At 74.0% G+C, this 16929-nt stretch carries 15 protein-coding genes; 12 read left to right on the top strand and 3 right to left on the bottom strand.

Features of this window, described 5'->3' with window-relative positions; genetic code table 11:
• Window positions 1-79: 79 nt before the first annotated feature.
• On the top strand, window positions 80-553 hold the full coding sequence (locus FHX75_RS10255; RefSeq protein ID WP_154938401.1) for a cytidine deaminase family protein: 474 nt from the start codon (window positions 80-82) through the stop codon (window positions 551-553).
• Window positions 554-615: 62 nt separating this feature from the next.
• Here FHX75_RS10255 and FHX75_RS10250 read toward each other — a convergent pair whose 3' ends face one another.
• Complete coding sequence (locus FHX75_RS10250; RefSeq protein WP_154938399.1) at window positions 616-975, bottom strand: YciI family protein; 360 nt, start codon at window positions 973-975, stop codon at window positions 616-618.
• Window positions 976-1111: 136 nt separating this feature from the next.
• On the opposite strand from FHX75_RS10250, the gene FHX75_RS10245 reads away from it, so the two are divergent.
• Genes FHX75_RS10245 through FHX75_RS10230 form a run of 4 tightly spaced genes read left to right on the top strand, consistent with a single transcriptional unit; the run spans window position 1112 to window position 5164 of the window.
• Window positions 1112-2158: a FecCD family ABC transporter permease gene (locus tag FHX75_RS10245; protein ID WP_154938397.1), complete on the top strand. Its 1047-nt coding sequence runs from the start codon at window positions 1112-1114 to the stop codon at window positions 2156-2158.
• Window positions 2155-3240, top strand: a complete 1086-nt coding sequence (locus FHX75_RS10240) for a FecCD family ABC transporter permease (protein ID WP_246157821.1) — start codon at window positions 2155-2157, stop codon at window positions 3238-3240. Before FHX75_RS10245 ends, FHX75_RS10240 begins: the two co-directional genes overlap by 4 nt.
• A 26-nt stretch (window positions 3241-3266) precedes the next feature.
• Entirely contained in the window at window positions 3267-4220 is a 954-nt protein-coding gene (locus FHX75_RS10235) for an ABC transporter ATP-binding protein (RefSeq protein ID WP_154938396.1), read from the top strand.
• Complete coding sequence (locus FHX75_RS10230) at window positions 4220-5164, top strand: ABC transporter substrate-binding protein (protein WP_154938394.1); 945 nt, start codon at window positions 4220-4222, stop codon at window positions 5162-5164. Before FHX75_RS10235 ends, FHX75_RS10230 begins: the two co-directional genes overlap by 1 nt.
• Window positions 5165-5277: 113 nt before the next feature.
• Here the strand turns inward: FHX75_RS10230 and FHX75_RS10225 are convergent, their stop codons facing one another.
• Both FHX75_RS10225 and FHX75_RS10220 read right to left on the bottom strand, forming a co-directional pair.
• On the bottom strand, window positions 5278-5835 hold the full coding sequence (locus tag FHX75_RS10225) for a GNAT family N-acetyltransferase (RefSeq protein WP_154938393.1): 558 nt from the start codon (window positions 5833-5835) through the stop codon (window positions 5278-5280).
• Window positions 5832-7898 carry a penicillin acylase family protein gene (locus FHX75_RS10220; protein ID WP_154938391.1) on the bottom strand — a complete coding sequence of 689 codons (2067 nt, stop codon included), beginning with the start codon at window positions 7896-7898 and terminating at the stop codon, window positions 5832-5834. Before FHX75_RS10220 ends, FHX75_RS10225 begins: the two co-directional genes overlap by 4 nt.
• Before the next feature lie 100 nt (window positions 7899-7998).
• On the opposite strand from FHX75_RS10220, the gene FHX75_RS10215 reads away from it, so the two are divergent.
• The 7 genes from FHX75_RS10215 (at window position 7999) to FHX75_RS10185 (ending at window position 16816) form a co-directional block, all read left to right on the top strand.
• Window positions 7999-8709 carry a siderophore-interacting protein gene (locus FHX75_RS10215; protein WP_154938390.1) on the top strand — a complete coding sequence of 237 codons (711 nt, stop codon included), beginning with the start codon at window positions 7999-8001 and terminating at the stop codon, window positions 8707-8709.
• Window positions 8706-9968, top strand: a complete 1263-nt coding sequence (locus tag FHX75_RS10210) for an MFS transporter (protein ID WP_154938388.1) — start codon at window positions 8706-8708, stop codon at window positions 9966-9968. The genes FHX75_RS10215 and FHX75_RS10210 overlap by 4 nt, the downstream gene beginning before the upstream one ends.
• 114 nt (window positions 9969-10082) lie before the next feature.
• Window positions 10083-11642 (top strand): pyridoxal phosphate-dependent decarboxylase family protein, encoded by a 1560-nt coding sequence (locus tag FHX75_RS10205; protein WP_154938387.1) that lies wholly within the window; start codon window positions 10083-10085, stop codon window positions 11640-11642.
• A 26-nt stretch (window positions 11643-11668) separates the two neighbouring features.
• On the top strand, window positions 11669-12961 hold the full coding sequence (locus FHX75_RS10200) for a lysine N(6)-hydroxylase/L-ornithine N(5)-oxygenase family protein (protein ID WP_154938386.1): 1293 nt from the start codon (window positions 11669-11671) through the stop codon (window positions 12959-12961).
• Complete coding sequence (locus FHX75_RS10195; protein WP_154938384.1) at window positions 12958-13527, top strand: GNAT family N-acetyltransferase; 570 nt, start codon at window positions 12958-12960, stop codon at window positions 13525-13527. The genes FHX75_RS10200 and FHX75_RS10195 overlap by 4 nt, the downstream gene beginning before the upstream one ends.
• Window positions 13524-15308, top strand: coding sequence for an IucA/IucC family protein (locus FHX75_RS10190; RefSeq protein ID WP_154938383.1), 1785 nt, complete (start codon window positions 13524-13526; stop codon window positions 15306-15308). The genes FHX75_RS10195 and FHX75_RS10190 overlap by 4 nt, the downstream gene beginning before the upstream one ends.
• Window positions 15305-16816, top strand: a complete 1512-nt coding sequence (locus tag FHX75_RS10185) for an MFS transporter (protein WP_154938382.1) — start codon at window positions 15305-15307, stop codon at window positions 16814-16816. Before FHX75_RS10190 ends, FHX75_RS10185 begins: the two co-directional genes overlap by 4 nt.
• The last annotated feature ends 113 nt before the right edge of the window (window positions 16817-16929 follow it).

Raw genomic sequence — 16929 nt, 5'->3', positions numbered from 1 at the left:
CCGTCGGCGTCGCTGCCCGGGCCGGCGGGCCGGCCAGGCTAGAGTTTCCGCCGAGCGACACCGATCCGGGGGCGGCGACATGACGATGCTGGACACCGACCGCGCGCTGGTGCAGGCGGCGACCGCGGTCGCCAAGCTGCGCTGCCGCAGTGACAACCACACCGTCGCCGCCGCGGCCCGGACCGCCGACGGCCGGGTCTTCACCGGCGTCAACGTCTACCACTTCACCGGTGGCCCGTGTGCCGAGGTGGTCGCGATCGGCGCCGCCGCCACCCAGGGGGCCGGCGAGCTGGAGGCCATCGTCGCGGTGGGTGACCGGGGGCGGGGCGTCATCCCGCCCTGCGGCCGGTGCCGCCAGGTGCTGCTGGACTACTTCCCGTCGATCAAGGTGATCGTCGGGCCGATGGACGCGCTACGCCCGGTGCCCGTCGCCGACCTGCTGCCCGAGACGTACGTCTGGGGCGACCACCAGCTCGACGCGCCGATGGCGGTGCGCACCGGGCAGTGGCCGATGCCCACCGTGCCGAGCAGCCGACCGGCCTCCGAGGACTGACCCTCCGCTCGGCGGCGGCGGCCTGCTTCCCGGCGGCGCCTCGGCACTCTTTCGGCGGCGGGTCAGTCGCCGGCGGCGGCCTCCAGCATCGAGCGGGGCATGCTGACGCTCTCGTAGCGCACGTTGCCCTCCGGCACCAGCCAGCTCGCCACCCGCACCACGAGTTGGCCGGCGCGCACCGCCGGGTCGTTGGCGTACAGCTCGCGGGCCTCGTCCGGGCTGATCGGCAGCACCGCGAGACCGCGCATGGTCGGGTCGTCCGGGTCCACGAACGGGCCGGCGGCGAGCACGAGTCCCTGCTCCACCAGCCCCGCCTGGTGTGCCAGGTGGGTGTCGTGCAGCAGATCCGCCGCGTCCCGGGGCAGCTCCGGCGCGTCCGCCGGGCGGCTGAAGAGGACGAGGGTGTGCTGGTCGAATCGCATGGACCCAGGGTAGGGGGGATTTTCCCCGGTTGGTTCCGGTGTGCCCGGGTCGGTGGCTTATCGACGATGCTCGGTTAGGACACCCTTCACGTCTCGGCTAAGGTAAGGCGTACCTTAGTTCCAGCTCGGGAGCATCGTGACCACCCTCGCCGCACGTCCGGTCGGCGCCGCCCGCCGCACCGGCGGACAGCGGGGCCGCCGCACCGCCGTCGCCGCCGCGGCCGCGCTGGCGCTGCTCCTGGCCATCCTCGCCAGCCTCGCGCTCGGCAGCCGGCCGCTGGGCGTGGGTCAGGTCTGGGACGCGCTGGTCACCCCGGACGGGGGTACGGCGAGCACCATCGTGCGCGAGCTGCGGATGCCGCGTACCGCCCTGGGTCTGGTCGTCGGCCTCGCCCTCGCGGTCGCCGGGGTGCTCTTCCAGGCGCTCACCCGCAACCCGCTCGCCGAGCCGCGGATCCTCGGCATCAGCGCCGGCGCTTCCTTCGGCGTCGTGCTGGCCATCGCCGTCCTCGGCGTCGGCAGCCTCGCCGGGTACGTCTGGTTCGGCATCGCCGGCGCGCTCGGCGCCGGCCTGCTGGTCTTCGCCGTCGCCAACCGGACCCGCGAGGGCGCCAGCCCGGTCACCCTCGCGCTGATCGGCGCGGCCCTCGACGCCAGCCTCGCCTCCGTGGTGTACGCGCTGCTCAGCATCGACGCGCGCACCTTCGAGGAGTACCGGTTCTGGGTCGTCGGCGGGCTGACCGGGCGGGATCTCGGCGTCGCCGCCCAGGTGCTGCCGATCGTCCTGGCCGGGCTGGCCCTGGCCGCGGTGGTCGCCCGGGGCCTCGACGCGCTCGCCCTCGGCGACGACGTCGCCCGTGGGCTGGGCCACCGGATCGGCCTGGTACGCCTCGGCGGCGGTGCGGCCGCCGTGCTGCTCACCGGCGCCGCGGTCGCCTCGGCCGGGCCGATCGCCTTCGTCGGGCTCGCCGTGCCGCACCTGGCCCGCGCCCTGGTCGGCGCCGACCACCGCTGGACCCTGGGCGTCTCCGCCCTGCTCGGCCCCACCCTGCTGCTCGGCGCCGACATCGTCGGCCGGCTGATCGCCCCGCCCGGTGAGGTGCCGGCCGGGATCATCACCGCGCTGATCGGCGCGCCGCTGCTGGCGTACCTGGTCCGCCGCGCCAAGGTGGTGACCGCGTGAGCGCCCCCGACGTGACTGTCGCCCCGCCCGCTGCCGCCACGAGCGGCCCCGCCGGGCTGCCCGGACGGTCGCTGGTGCGGGTCGGGCCGGTCAGCCTCCAGGTGCGCCGCCGCGCGGTGCTCGTCGCGCTCGCCTCGATCGTGCTGCTCGCCCTCGCCGCGCTGCTCAGCCTCAGCCTCGGCACCCCGTACGTCGCGCCGGCCGACGTGCTCCGCGCGCTCTCCGGCGCCGGCACCCCGTACGACCTGGTCGTGCTCGACCTGCGGCTGCCCCGGCTCGTGCTGGCGGCGACGGCCGGCGCGGCCTTCGGGATCGCCGGCACGCTGATCCAGAGCGTGGCCCGCAATCCCCTGGCCAGCCCCGACGTCATCGGCATCACGCAGGGCGCCGGCCTGGCCGCCACCGTCGCGATCACGACCGGCGCGGCGGCCGTGCTGGTCGCCCCGGCGGCCCTGGTCGGCGGGCTGGCCGCCGCGGTCCTGCTGCTCGCGCTCGGCGCCCGGCACGGGCTGGCCGCGCAGCGGTTCGTGCTGGCCGGCGTCGCCGTCGCGTTCGCCCTGCGGGCGCTGACCGAGGTGGTCATGCTCTCCGCCGACCCGATCGACGGGCTGCGGGCGCAGATCTGGCTGATCGGCACCCTCGCCGGCAAGGGCTGGACCGAGACGGTCTGGATCGCGCTCACCCTGGCCGTGCTGCTGCCGGTGCTGGCCTGGGCCGGCTGGGCGCTCAACGGCTCCGCCCTGGACGACGACACCGCCCGGGGGATCGGGCTGCGGCCGGTGGCCCGCCGGATCGGCCTGGCCGCCACCGGCGTCGTCGTCGCCGCCACCGTCACCGCCCAGGTCGGCGCGGTCGACTTCGTCGCCCTGGTCGCCCCGCAGGTGGCCCGCCGGCTGGTCCGGGCCGAGCGGCCGCCGATGGTATGCGCCGCGCTGCTCGGCGCGCTGCTGCTGGTGCTGGCCGACCTCGCCGGCCGGCGGCTGTTCGCTCCCACCCAACTGCCGGCGGGCGTGCTCACCGCCGCGATCGGCGGGCCGTACCTGATGTTCCTGCTGGTCCGCGGCCGTCGGCGGTCGTCGTGACGTCCACCCCTGGCACAGGAGGCGCGATGCTCTCCACCCGCGACCTGGTCGCCGGCTACGACGAACGGACCGTGCTCGACGGGCTCGACCTGGAGCTGCCCGCCGACGCGTTCACCGTCATCGTCGGGCCGAACGCCTGCGGCAAGTCCACCCTGCTGCGCACCATGGCGCGGCTGCTCACGCCCCGCCGGGGCGCGGTGCTGCTGGACGGCACCGCCATCCGCGACCTGCCCACCCGGGAGGTGGCCCGCCGGCTGGGCGTGCTGCCGCAGAGCCCGCTGGTGCCGGAGGGCGTCACCGTGGCCGACCTGGTCGGGCGGGGCCGGCAGCCCTACCAGCGGTGGTGGCGGCAGTGGTCGGAGCAGGACGCCGTCGCGGTGGACCGGGCGATGGCGCTCGCCGACGTCGCCGGGCTGGCCGACCGGCCGGTGGACACCCTCTCCGGCGGCCAGCGGCAGCGGGTCTGGATCGCGATGACCCTCGCCCAGGACACCGAGGCGCTGCTGCTGGACGAGCCGACCACCTTCCTCGACCTGGCCCACCAGGTCGAGGTGCTGGACCTGCTGCACCGGCTGCGCGCCGAGCGGGGCCGCACCGTGGTCGCCGTGCTGCACGACCTCAACCAGGCCGCCCGCTACGCCGACCACCTCGTGGCGATGCGGGCCGGGTCCGTGGTCGCCGCCGGGCCGCCACGGGAGATCCTCACCGCGGAGCTGGTCCGGGACGTCTTCGGGCTCGACTGCGTGGTGGTGCCCTGCCCGGTCACCGGCGCCCCGCTGGTGGTGCCCGGTCTCACCAGCCCGTCGCTGGCCCCGCTGCCCGGCGCCCCGCTGCCCGCCGATCCGGCTCCGGCCGCCGGCACACCCTCCGTTGCCGGCCCGGCCGGCTCGAATCCCGTGGGCCCGACCGCTCCGGCGGCCCGCACCACCGTCGACGCGGACAACCCGCGCGTCGGCCCGTACCCCTCGAAAGGACTCTGATGCGTCGTCTCGCCGCCACCCTCACCGCGGCCCTCGCCCTCGGCGTGGGCCTCACCGCCTGCGGGGAGAGCGACCCGGTCGCCGGCACCGCCACCGGGGAGACCCGGGAGATCACCCACGCCATGGGCAGCACCAAGGTGCCGGCCGAGCCGAAGCGCGTGGTGGTGCTCGACACCGACAAGATCGACACCGCGCTCTCGCTCGGCGTCACGCCGGTCGGCGCCGCCACCGCCGGTGAGGCGAAGAGCTGGCCGACCTACTTCGGCGAGGAGAAGCTCGCCGGCATCAAGGAGGTCGGGGTGCTCACCGAGCCCGACCTGGAGGCGATCACGGCGCTGAAGCCGGACCTCATCCTGGGCAGCAAGTTCCGGCAGGAGAAGTTCTACGACGAGCTGAGCGCCATCGCGCCCACCGTCTTCACCGAGAAGGTCGGCATCACCTGGAAGGAGAACCTGCTCCTCGACGGCAAGGCGCTCGGCAAGGAGCAGCAGGCGCGCGACCTGCTCGCCGGGTACGAGAAGCGGGCCAAGGAGCTCGGCGCGAAGCTGGGTGACGCCGCCTCCCGCAAGGTGTCCATCGTGCGCTTCATCCCGGGCAACATCCGGGTGTACGGCCCCGACTCGTTCTCCGGCATCGTCATCGGCGACACCGGGCTGGGCCGCCCCGAGCGGCAGCGCCTGGAGGGCAAGGAGGACAAGCGCTTCGACCTGGTCAGCGCCGAGCGGATCAACGAGGTCGACGGTGACGTCATCTTCGTGACCGCGTACGGCGAGAAGGCCGCCGCCGAGCAGGCCAAGGTCACCGCCGGCTCGCTCTGGCAGGGCCTCTCGGCCGTCAAGGCCGGCAAGGCGCACGTCGTCTCCGACGAGGTCTGGATGACCGGCATCGGCGTCGGCGCCGCCAACAAGATCCTCGACGACCTCGCCAAGTACCTCACCGCCTGACCTGACCCCCGCGCGCCCTCCTCGGCGCGCACTTACAGAGAAAGAGTGGCTATTCCACGTGGAATAGCCACTCTTTCTCTGTATGAGGGGCCCCGTGTTGGCGGTGGGTGGGGTCAGGGGGTGGGGTGGTCGGATTCGAAGCGGGAGCGGGTGAGGAAGGCGAGTTGGGCCCGCTTGTCGGGCATCTCGATCTCCTCGTCGAAGGTGAAGCCCTCGCGTTCGAGGCGGCGCAGCGCGAGGTGGTTGCGGACGTCCGGTTCCACCACGATGCGCTGCCGGGTGGGGTCGCCGAACAGGAAGCGGGCCAGGGCCGGGCCGACGGCGGTGGTCAGGCCGCGCGGGGGCCGGTGGCCGGGGGCGAGCAGCAGGTGCATCCCGATGTCGCCGTCCCGTACCGGGTATCGCTCGCCGACCGGGTCCGCCTCTGGCAGGTAGGTCTGGAACAGGCCGACCGGATCGCCGTCGAGCATGATCAGGTACGCGTGGTGCGTGTCCAGCCCGTCGATGAACGCGTAGACCTCGCGCACCTCGTCCACGGTGTACCCGCCCATGCCCCAGAACGTCGCGCGCGGCTGGGTGACCCAGCCGTGCAGCAGCTCGGCGTGGGCGGTCGGGTCGACCACGACGAGTCGCAGCTCGCCGAAGCCGGGGATGTCCTGCTGGTAGGTCACGGGTTCTCGTCTCCTGGTTGTCGGGTCAGGTATCGCCAGTCGGTGTCCACCGGGTCCAGTTCGCCGGCCGCCCACTGGGGAAGCTGGTCGGCGAAGTGCGGGTCGTCGGGGCGTCCGGACGTGCCGAACGGGACGATCCAGCGGCTGCGGGCGCGGTCGCCGAGGTCCCACACGTAGCGGGCGACCGGCCCGCGCCAGCAGGCGTCGGAAACCCCGGGGACGCTGGAGGTGGCGAGCACGCAGTCGGCGTCCCCGCCCAGCGCGGTCGCGGCCCGCATGGCGGCCACCGCGGCGTCGACGGCGGGGGCCACCCCGAGGTGCACCGGATGCAGCAGGTGCCGCCGCCCCCAGGCCGGCGGCGGCCCGTCGGCGGCGACGTCCGCGAGCGCCGCAGCCGCCACCGGCGCGACGTCGGCGCCGAGGCGGTGCAGGCCGGCCACGACGCCGTCGAGGGCGTGGCCGATCCGCGACAGCGGGTCCGTCCACGGCGTGAACAGCTCGTCGTATGCGCCGGGGGCGCGCAACGGGCGCAGGCTCGGGTGCTCGTGCAGCCGGCGGGCCAGCGCGGTACGCCAGGCGGCGAAGGCGCCGGCGTCGGTGCTGTCGGCCCGCATCGACCCGTCCCAGGCGGTGAGCCGGTCCAGTAGCTCCCGGGCGGGCGGGTCGAGGTCGGCGGGATCGAGCCGGTGGAGCAGCTCGCGCAGCGGCGTCGCGGCGAGCCGGGTGTCCATGTGTACGTCCTCCGGCGCGACGCCGTCGGCCAGCAGGGCCCGGATCCGGTCGGCGCGGTGCGGCGGGGCGAAGTCGGCGCCGAGGTCGGCCACGTCGGAGCGGCGGTCGTTGGCGCAGACCGCGATCTCCTCGACCGGGATCGGCTTCGTCTCGGCGTACCCGCCGCGCCACCGGTACCGCGGGTCCCAGCCGGGCACCGGTTCTGACCGGCAGCGTTCGTCCCGGTCGGGCACCAGCCCGGCGACCAGTTGGTGGACGGCCCCGCTGCGGTCCGCCACGAGGACGCTGTTGACCGGCTCGACCCAGGCGCGCAGCGCGTCGGCGACGTCGTCGACGGTGCGGGAGCGCAGCAGTGGCAGCAGCGCCTCGAAGCCGAGATCCGCCTCGACCCGGGCCGGGGTGCGCAGGCTGATCGCCTCGCCGGTGTGCCGGTCGTGGTCCACCACGGGACCCCGCGGCGTCTCGACGACCTCCACGGTCTCCGGGTCGCCGCCGCGGACGGCGATCCATTCGACGTGGCGGTGCGCCGGCACCCAGCCGTCGGCGTCGCGGACCAGCACCCGGTCGCCGTCGGTGCGCAACTGCTCGCGGTAGAGGTCCTGGTAGTCGGCCATCGCGTTGGTGACCGCCCAGGCCACCTCGCCCGCGTGGCCGAAGTGGGGCAGCCCCGGCACCCCGGGGAAGGCGAAGCCGAGCACGTCGAACTCGGGGCAGGCCAGGCGTACCTGCTGGTAGATGCCGGGCAGTTCGAGGAGGCGGTGCGGGTCGCCGGCGATGACCGGCGCCCGGCCGGTGGCGGCGTCGCCGGGTACCGCCCAGGCGTTGCTGCCGGAGCCGCCCGGGCCCTCGACGGCGAAGAGCCCGGTCGCCGCCGCGCCGAGGGTGGCGGTGACGTGGGCGTGCCAGAGCTTGTTGGGAAAGGTCGAGAAGAGGATGTGCTGAACGAGGAAGACCCCCAGCGGTGACCAGGGCTGCCACCGGCCGGGCGCGCAGCCGACCGCCGCGAACTCGGGGGCACCGGCGGCGCCCTCGGCGAGCCCGTCGTTGACCCCGGCCACGTAGGCGGTGACCCACCGCCGGGTGGTGGGGAAGAGGCGGTGGAAGCACTTCCGCGCGGTGTCGTCGAGCCGGGCGCGCCGGGCGAACCGGTCCCAGCCCAGCGCGTCGGGACCGACGTGCGCGGCGAGCCGGCCCTCCGAGCGCCACCGCTCGACCTCGATCTGCCAGGCCCGGTCGAGCGCGGCCACCCGGCCCTGCAACCGGGCCAGCTCGTCGACCGACCCGGCGCGCAGATGCGGCACGCCCCGGGCATCGCGATAGACGCCCGTCACCGCGCGGCCCGCTCCGGAATCGGGGCGAGCCGCGTGCTCATCGAATATCAACTTAGGTTACCCTCCCCTAACTAAGGCGAACCTTACTGGAGGGCGACACGTGAAACGCAACTGGGAGGCCCTGGTCCTCAAGGCCATGGGCGGCCGGGACTTCCGGCTGACCGTCCTCGACACAGAGGCGGTCGGCGGCCACTACCAGCGGCTGCTGATGGACGGCGGCGGCCTGCTGGAGTCGTGCGGGGTGCACCCGACCATGTGGATCCGGCTCTGGTTCGACGACGGCGGCCGACCGCACCAGCGCGCGTACACGCTGGTCGACCCGGACCCGGCCACCGGACGCTTCCACCTGGAGTTCGCCCTGCACGACGGGTGTGCCGCGCGCTGGGCCACCACGGCCGAGGTCGGCGACACCATCGACGCCACCGTCCAGGGCAGCGCCTTCCACCTGCCCGACCCCGCGCCGGCGCACCTCTACCTGGTCGGCGACGCCGCCTCGCTGCCGGCGGTGAACAGCCTGCTCGACACCGCCGCCGGCATCCCGGCGACGGTCTGGCTGGAGTACGCGCACGAGGGCGAGCAGGCCCTGACGCCGCGCGCCCGGACGGGACACGAGGTCACCTGGGTGCCCCGCCGGGACGAGGGGCGGCACCTGGTCGAGACGGTCTGCGCGGCGCTGCCCGCCGCCGCCGACGCCCACTACTGGGTCGCCTGCGAGGCGGCCAGTACGCGCAGCATCACCCGGCACGTCCGGCGTACCCTCGGCGCCGGCAAGCACCAGGTGACCTCGCTCGGCTACTGGACCGCCCGGTGAACGGCCGCCTCGGCACCCTGACCTCGCTCTACGTCACCCAGTACCTCGGGGTCGGCTTCATCACCGTCGGGCTGACCGCCATCCTGCGCGACGGCGGCACCTCGCTGGACACGTTGGCGCTGCTGCAGTTCGTCGGCCTGGTCTGGCCGCTCAAGTTCCTCTGGGCGCCGATCCTCGACCGGTACGGATCACGCCGGCGGGGCCACTACCGGTCCTGGCTGCTGGTGCTCCAGGCCGGCCTGGTGCTGTCCCTGCTCGCCCTGCTGCCGTTCGACCGTCCGGCCGGGCAGCTCGGCCCGATCGTGGCGATCTGCGCCGCGTACGTGTTCCTCTCCGCGACCCAGGACATCGCCGTCGACGCCGTCGCCGTCCGGCTGTTGTCGGCGCGCGCCCGGGGGGCCGGCAACGGCGTCCAGGTCGCCGCCAGCTATCTCGGCAACCTGCTCGGCGGCGGCGCCTGCGTGGTCGTCTACGACCGGTTCGGCTGGCGGCCGGCGATCCTGCTGCTGGCCGGGCTGACCGCGTTGGGGCTGCTGGTGGTGTGGCGGTTCCGGGAGCCGGACCGGGCCGACCGGGTGGGCTCCGCCGCGCAGGCGTACCGGGCGCTGCTGTCGGTGTTCGCCCAGCCCGGGTGTCGGTGGTGGACGTTCGGGGTCGTGCCGCTGGTCTACACCGGCGCCGGCGCGGCGTATGCGCTGGTCACGCCGGCGCTGGTGGACGCCGGCTGGTCCCTGGGGCGGATCGGGGTGGTGACCGGCGTGGTGACCAGCGCTCCCGCCGTCGTGGCCGGGCTGCTCGCCGGGGCCGGGGTGGGCCGGTTCGGTCGCGGCGCGGTGCTCGTCGTCGCGGGGGTGTCCCTCGCGGTCTCCACGGCGCTGCTGCTGCCGCTGCTGACCGGGCGGGCGCCGGTGGGCGGAACGGTCGCCGCGCTGTGCTGCTTCATGGCCGCGTACACCGTGGCCAACGTGGTGCTCTACACGGTCAACATGGACTACTCCCGGCCCGGCACCGGCGGCACCGACTTCACCGTCCTGTCCTCGTTCGGGCTGGTCTGCTCGTTCGTGGCGGCCTCGATCGGGCTGGCCGCCGCCGACCGGGCGGGCTATCCCGCCGTCGCGGTGGCCTGCGTGGTCCTGGTGGTGCTCGGCGTCGGGGTGGGCGTCGCCCACCAGCGCCGGTTCGCACCCGCAGCCGGGTCCGACGCCGGGGATGAGCCGCCGGTCGCCGAGCCGCGGCGCGCCGAGCCGGTGCGGCGTTGACCCGAACTTAGGTTAGGGTAACCTAACTTCACTCGATCAACTCGGGACCGCTGGCGGACGCCGCGCCGTCGCCCGCCCGCCCGCCGTGTCCACTCTCGACCATTGAGGACTGCCATGAGTCTGCCCGGAGCAACCGTTCAGGCCCTCCCGACCGGAGCCGTCCCCGGCCCGGTGGCCGCCGACCGGGCCCACCTGTTCACCGCCGGCACCGTCGCGGACTACCGGCGGGTGCTGGCCGACGGCATCGACCGGGTGGCCGACCGGGTGGCCGCCGCCGACCGGCCCTTCACCGGCGTCACCCCGCAGGACCTCGCGCCCCGGATCGCCGGCATCGACCTGGACCGGCCGCTCGGCGACACCGGGGCGGCGCTCGACGAGCTCCAGGACGTCTACCTGCGCGACGCGGTGTACTTCCACCACCCGCGCTACCTGGCGCACCTGAACTGCCCGGTGGTGATCCCGGCGCTGCTCGGCGAGGCGGTGCTGAGCGCGGTCAACTCCTCCCTGGACACCTGGGACCAGAGTGCCGGCGGCACGCTGATCGAGCGCCGCCTGATCGACTGGACGACCGACCGGGTCGGACTCGGCCCGGCCGCGGACGGGGTGTTCACCAGCGGCGGGACGCAGTCGAACCTCCAGGCGATGCTGCTGGCCCGGGAGGAGGCGGTCGGCCGGGCGGCGACCTCGGGCGGCACCCGGCCGCCCCGCCCGGAGTCGCTGTCCCGGCTGCGGATCCTCACCTCGGCGGCCGGCCACTTCAGCGTGCAGAAGGCGGCGAAGCTGCTCGGCCTCGACGCCGACGCGGTGGTCACCGTCGGCACCGACGCCGAGCGCCGGATGCGCACCGACGAACTGGCCCGGGAGATCGACCGGTGCCGTCGGGAGGGGCTGCGGGTGATGGCCGTGGTGGCGACCGCCGGCACCACCGACTTCGGCACCATCGACCCGCTGCCGCAGATCGCCGACATCTGCGCGGCGGCCGGCGTGTGGCTGCACGTCGACGCCGCGTACGGCTGCGGGCTGCTGGTCTCGCCGACCCGGCGGCACCTGCTCGACGGTATCGAGCGGGCCGACTCAGTAACCGTGGACTACCACAAGTCGTTCTTCCAGCCGGTCAGCTCCAGCGCGCTGCTGGTGCGCGACCGCCGGGTGCTGCGGCACGCCACCTGGCACGCCGACTACCTCAACCCCGCCCGGGCGGTCGAGCAGCGCATCCCCAACCAGGTCGACAAGAGCATCCAGACCACCCGCCGCTTCGACGCCCTGAAGCTCTGGCTCACCCTGCGCATCATGGGCCCGGACGCGGTCGGGGCGCTCTTCGACGAGGTGATCGACCGGGCCGCCGCCGCCTGGCAACTGCTGACCGAGGACCCCCGCTTCGAGGTGGTGACCCGGTCCCAGCTCAGCACCGTGGTCTTCCGCTACCTGCCGACCGGTCCCGGCCGGGCCCTCGTCGACGAGGCCAACCTGTACGCCCGCGAGGCGCTGGCCGCGTCCGGCGCCGCCCTCGTCGCGGGCACCACCGTGGACGGCGCGCACCACCTGAAGTTCACCCTGCTCAACCCCGAGACCACCGTGGACGACATCGCCTACGTCCTCGACCTGATCGCCGAACACGCCGGCTGGTACGTGCGTACCCGCACGGCCGGTGAGCTGTCCTGCCCCATCCGCTGACCGGCCGTCCCGCCCTGGAGAACCCCATGTCGACCCACGACTTCATCGCCGTCGGGCTGGGCCCGTACAACCTGGGCCTGGCCTGCCTGACCGCGCCGATCGGCGACCTCGACGGCCTCTTCCTCGAGGCCCGCGACGACTTCAACTGGCATCCCGGCATGCTGCTGGAGTCCACCCGCCTGCAGACGCCGTTCCTCGCCGATCTGGTCACCCTGGCCGACCCCACCTCGCCCTACTCGTTCCTGAACTACCTCAAGGAGTCCGGGCGGCTGTACCCGTTCTACATCCGAGAGAGCTTCTTCCCGCTGCGCAGCGAGTACAACGACTACTGCCGGTGGGCGGCGGCGAAGCTGTCCAGCGTCCGGTTCGGCCACGAGGTCACCTCGATCGAGTACGACCCGACCGACGAGCGGTACGTCGTGCACGCCACGGCGGCCGGCCAGCGGGTCACCCACCGGGCCCGGCACCTGGTGCTCGGCACCGGCACCCCGCCCCACGTCCCCGACGCCTGCCGGGACCTCGGCGGCGACGTGATCCACAACTCGCGGTACCTGGAGAACCGGGCGGCGCTGCGGGCCAAGCGCAGCGTCACCGTGGTCGGCAGCGGGCAGAGCGCGGCCGAGATCTACCACGACCTGCTCTCCGACATCGGCACCCACGGCTACCAGCTCAACTGGGTCACCCGCTCGCCGCGGTTCTTCCCGCTGGAGTACACCAAGCTCACCCTGGAGATGACCTCGCCGGACTACGTGGACTACTTCCACGCCCTGCCCGAGGCGACCCGGTACCGGCTGGAGGCCGAGCAGAAGGGGCTGTTCAAGGGCATCAACGCCGACCTGGTCAACGACATCTTCGACCTGCTCTACGCCCGCAGTGTGGCCGGCCCGGTGCCCACCCGGCTGATGACCAACACCGCGCTGAGCACCGCCACCCACGACCCGGCGAGCGGGACGTACACGCTCGGCCTGCGCAACGTCGAGCAGGGCCGCGACTTCACCCTCGCCACCGAGGGGCTGGTGCTGGCCACCGGCTACCACTACCGGGTGCCCGACTTCCTGGAGCCGATCCGCGACCGGCTCCGCTGGGACTCGCACGGCCGCTTCGACGTCGCCCGCAACTACTCCGTCGACCACACCGGCCGAGGCGTCTTCCTGCAGAACGCCGGCACCCAGGCGCACAGCATCACCTCGCCGGATCTCGGCATGGGCGCGTACCGCAACTCGTGGATCATCCGGGAGTTGACCGGGCGCGAGCACTACCCGATCGAGCAGCGCATCGCCTTCCAGGAGTTCGGCGCGCCGGTGGCGGTGACCGCATGACGGTGTTCCGCCGGGTCGACGACCGGCTCGGCGAGTTCGCCCTGCGTACCCTCGATCCGGACGGCGACGCCGCGCTGCTGCACGGCTGGGTCACCCACCCCAAGGCCGCGTTCTGGTTGATGCAGGACGCCGACGTCGCCCGGGTGGCGCAGGAGTACCGGCGGATCGCCGCGCACCCGCACCACGACGCGTACCTCGGCTCGTGGCGCGGCCGGCCGGCGTTCCTCGCCGAGCGGTACGACCCGGCCCACGTCGAACTCGTCGGCCTGCACGACGCCGCCGACGGCGACGTCGGCATGCACTTCCTCTGCGCGCCCGCCGACACCCCCGTGCACGGCTTCACCCGCGCCGTGATCACCACGGTCATGGCGTGGCTCTTCGCCGACCCGGCCGTCCGCCGCGTCGTCGTCGAACCGGACGTGCGCAACCACGCCGTGCACGCGCTCAACGCCGCCGTGGGCTTCACCGTCGTCGGCCCGATCCGCAAGCCCGAGAAGGACGCCCTGCTCAGCGTCTGCACCCGTGAGACGTTCCTGGCCGCCACCCGAGGAGACCTGACCGCGTGAACCCGCTCGCATCCGTGGACCACCTGACCCCGGGGCACTGGGCCGAGGCCAACCGGCTGCTGGTCCGCAAGGCCCTCGCGGAGTTCGCCCACGAACGACTGATCACCCCCGAGCCGCTGGGGGCGGACCGCTACCGGGTACGCGGCGACGACGGCACCGTCGAGTACCGGTTCACCGCCCGGCTGCTCGCCCTGCGGCACTGGCAGGTCGACGCGGCCAGCATCACCCGGCACTCCGACGGCCGTGAGTTGCCGCTGGACGCCGTCGACCTCTGCCTCGACCTGCGCGGGGCGCTCGGCCTCACCGACGAGATCCTGCCGGTCTATCTCGAGGAGATCACCTCGACGCTGGCCGGCACCGCGTACAAGCTCGGCAAGCCGGCGATGGACGCCACCAAGCTGGCCCGGGCGGACTTCCAGGACGTCGAGACGCAGATGACCGAGGGGCACCCCTGCTTCGTGGCCAACAACGGCCGGATCGGTTTCGGGGTGCACGAGTACCACCGGTACGCCCCGGAGACCGCCCGGCCGGTCCGGCTGATCTGGCTGGCCGCACACCGCGACCACACCACCTTCAGCTGCGCCGCCGACCTGGACTACGACACCCTGGTCCGCGCCGAACTCGGCGACGACACGCTCGCCGGCTTCGCCCGTACCCTCACCGGGCTGGGCCTGGACCCGGCCGACTATCTGCTCCTCCCGGTGCATCCGTGGCAGTGGTGGAACAAGCTCTCGGTCACCTTCGCCGGCGAGGTGGCCCGGCGGCAGCTGGTCTGCCTCGGCGAGGGCCCCGACGAGTACCTCGCCCAGCAGTCCATCCGCACCTTCTTCAACGTCACCCACCCGGAGAAGCACTACGTCAAGACCGCCCTGTCGGTGCTCAACATGGGCTTCATGCGCGGGCTGTCCGCCGCGTACATGGAGCACACCCCGGCGATCAACGACTGGCTGGCCGACCTCGTCGCCACCGACCCCGTGTTCCGGCGCAGCCGGCTGACGATCATCCGGGAGCGCGCCGCGATCGGCTACCGCCACCGGCAGTACGAGGCGGCAACCGACCGGTACTCCCCGTACCGGAAGATGTTGGCCGCGCTCTGGCGGGAGAGCCCGGTCGCCGGGCTGGAGCCGGGCCGGCGGCTGGCGACCATGGCGTCCCTGCTGCACGTCGACCGGGGCGGCCGCTCGGTCGCCGGCGCGCTGGTCGCGGAGTCGGGGCTGGCGCCGACGGTCTGGCTGCGCCGCTACCTCGACGCCTACCTGGTCCCCCTGCTGCACAGCCTCTACGCCCACGACCTGGCCTTCATGCCGCACGGGGAGAACGTGATCCTGGTGCTGCACGACGGCGCGGTGGAACGGGTGATCTTCAAGGACATCGCCGAGGAGATCGCGGTGATGGACCCCGAGGCCGACCTGCCACCGGCGGTGCGGCGCATCCGGGTCGCCGTCCCCGACGAGGAGAAGATCCTGTCGATCTTCACCGACGTGTTCGACTGCTTCCTGCGCCACCTCAACGCCATCCTGGTCACCGAGGGCGTCCTGGCCGAGGACGAGTTCTGGCGCACGGTGGCCGAGTGCGCCGCCGACTACCAGCGCAACGTCCCGCACCTGGCCGACCGGCTGCGCCGGCACGACCTCTTCGCCGCCGAGTTCCCGCTGTCCTGCCTGAACCGGCTGCAGCTGCGCAACAACCGGCAGATGGTCGACCTCGCCGACCCGTCGGCCGCGTTGCAGTTCGTCGGCACCCTGGCCAACCCGCTCGCCCGCTTCGCCCCGCCGCGATGAGCGCCCCCGGCGCGGTACGCGACGGCAGCCCGGCGGCGGGGATCCGGCCGGCCGGTCCGGTCCGGCACCGCTGGTTGATCCTGGCCGTGCTCTGCCTGGCCCAGGTCACCGTGGTCCTCGACAACACCGTGCTGACCGTGGCGATCCCGGTGCTCACCGGCGAGCTGGACGCCACCACCGCCGACGTCCAATGGATGATCAACGCGTACGCGCTGGTGCAGTGCGGTCTGCTGCTCACCGCCGGCAGCGCCGCCGACCGGTACGGGCGGCGGCGGATGCTGCTCGCCGGGCTGGTCCTGTTCGGCGTCGGCTCGCTGGCCGCCGGGCTCGCCGGGACCAGCGGTCAGCTCATCGCCGCCCGGGCCGGCATGGGGATTGGCGGTGCCCTCCTGGTCACCGCCACCCTCGCGGTCGCCATGCAGATCTTCGACGCCACCGAGCGGGCCCGGGCGATCGGTCTCTGGGCGGCCACCAGCGCGCTGGGCTTCGCGGCCGGGCCGCCGATCGGCGGCGCCATCCTCGCCCACCTGCCGTGGAACGCGATCTTCCTGGTCAACGTCCCGATCGTGCTGGTCTGCCTGCTGGCCGCCGGGGCGCTGGTGCCGGAGTCCCGCGACCCGGTGGACGGCCGCCTCGACCTGCTCGGCGTGCTGCTCTCCACGGCCGGCCTCACCGGGGTGGTCTGGGCGATCATCTCCGGCCCGGAGCACGGGTGGACGGCGCCGGCGGTGCTCGGCGCGGCCGGCGCCGGCGTGCTCCTGCTGGTGCTCTTCGTGGCGTGGGAGCGGCGGATCCCGGCCCCGATGCTGGACATGAGCCTGTTCTCCGAACGCCGGTTCGTCGGCGCGGTCTCCGGGGTCGTCCTGATCACCTTCGGCGCCACCGGCGCACTGTTCCTGCTGACCCAGCACCTGCAGTTCGTGCGCGGCTATTCGGCGTGGGAGGCCGGGCTGCGGATGGTGCCCTTCGCGCTCTCCATCGTCGTGCTCAACCTCGCCGGCGTCGCCGCCCGGGTCATCCGCCGGCTCGGGTCGCCGGCGGCGATCGCCGTCGGGATGGCGCTGCTGGCCGGCGGCCTCACGGTCGTCACGCACGTACCGGGGGACGGCTACCCCGTGCTGCTCGGCGGGCTGCTGCTGATGGGCGCCGGCTGCGCGCTGGCCAACCCGGCCATCGTCGAGGCGGTGATGAGCGCCGTACCGGCGCGCAAGGCCGGCATCGGCGCGGGGGTGGACGGCACCATGACCGAGGTCGGCGGCAGCCTGGGCATCGCCGTGCTGGGGGCCGTGCTGAACGCCCGGTTCGCCGCGCTGCTGCCGCCCGCCCTGGCCGGCGCGGGATCACTCCCCGCCGCCGTGGCCGCCGCCCGGTCGGAGACCGAACGGCAGGTCGTCTCCGACGCGTTCCGCGCGGCACTGGAGACCGGCCAGACGGTGGGCGCCGTCGCCGTCCTCGTCGGCGGCCTCGTCACCGCCGGGCTGCTGCGCCGGGCCGACCGCGCCGGCTGATCCCCGCGGCCGTCACGGGTCCCGGGACTGCGGCCCATTTGGCGACCGCGCGTCCGGAACTGCGACCGCCCGTCCGGGACGCCGATCGCCCGTCCGGAGCGCCGATCGCCGTC

The sequence above is a fragment of the Micromonospora palomenae genome (genome assembly GCF_007829925.1).
In the GTDB taxonomy this organism is placed as follows: domain Bacteria; phylum Actinomycetota; class Actinomycetes; order Mycobacteriales; family Micromonosporaceae; genus Micromonospora; species Micromonospora purpureochromogenes.
The sequence above is the reverse complement of the archived record's forward strand: the minus strand, read 5'-3'. Positions and strand labels throughout refer to the sequence as shown.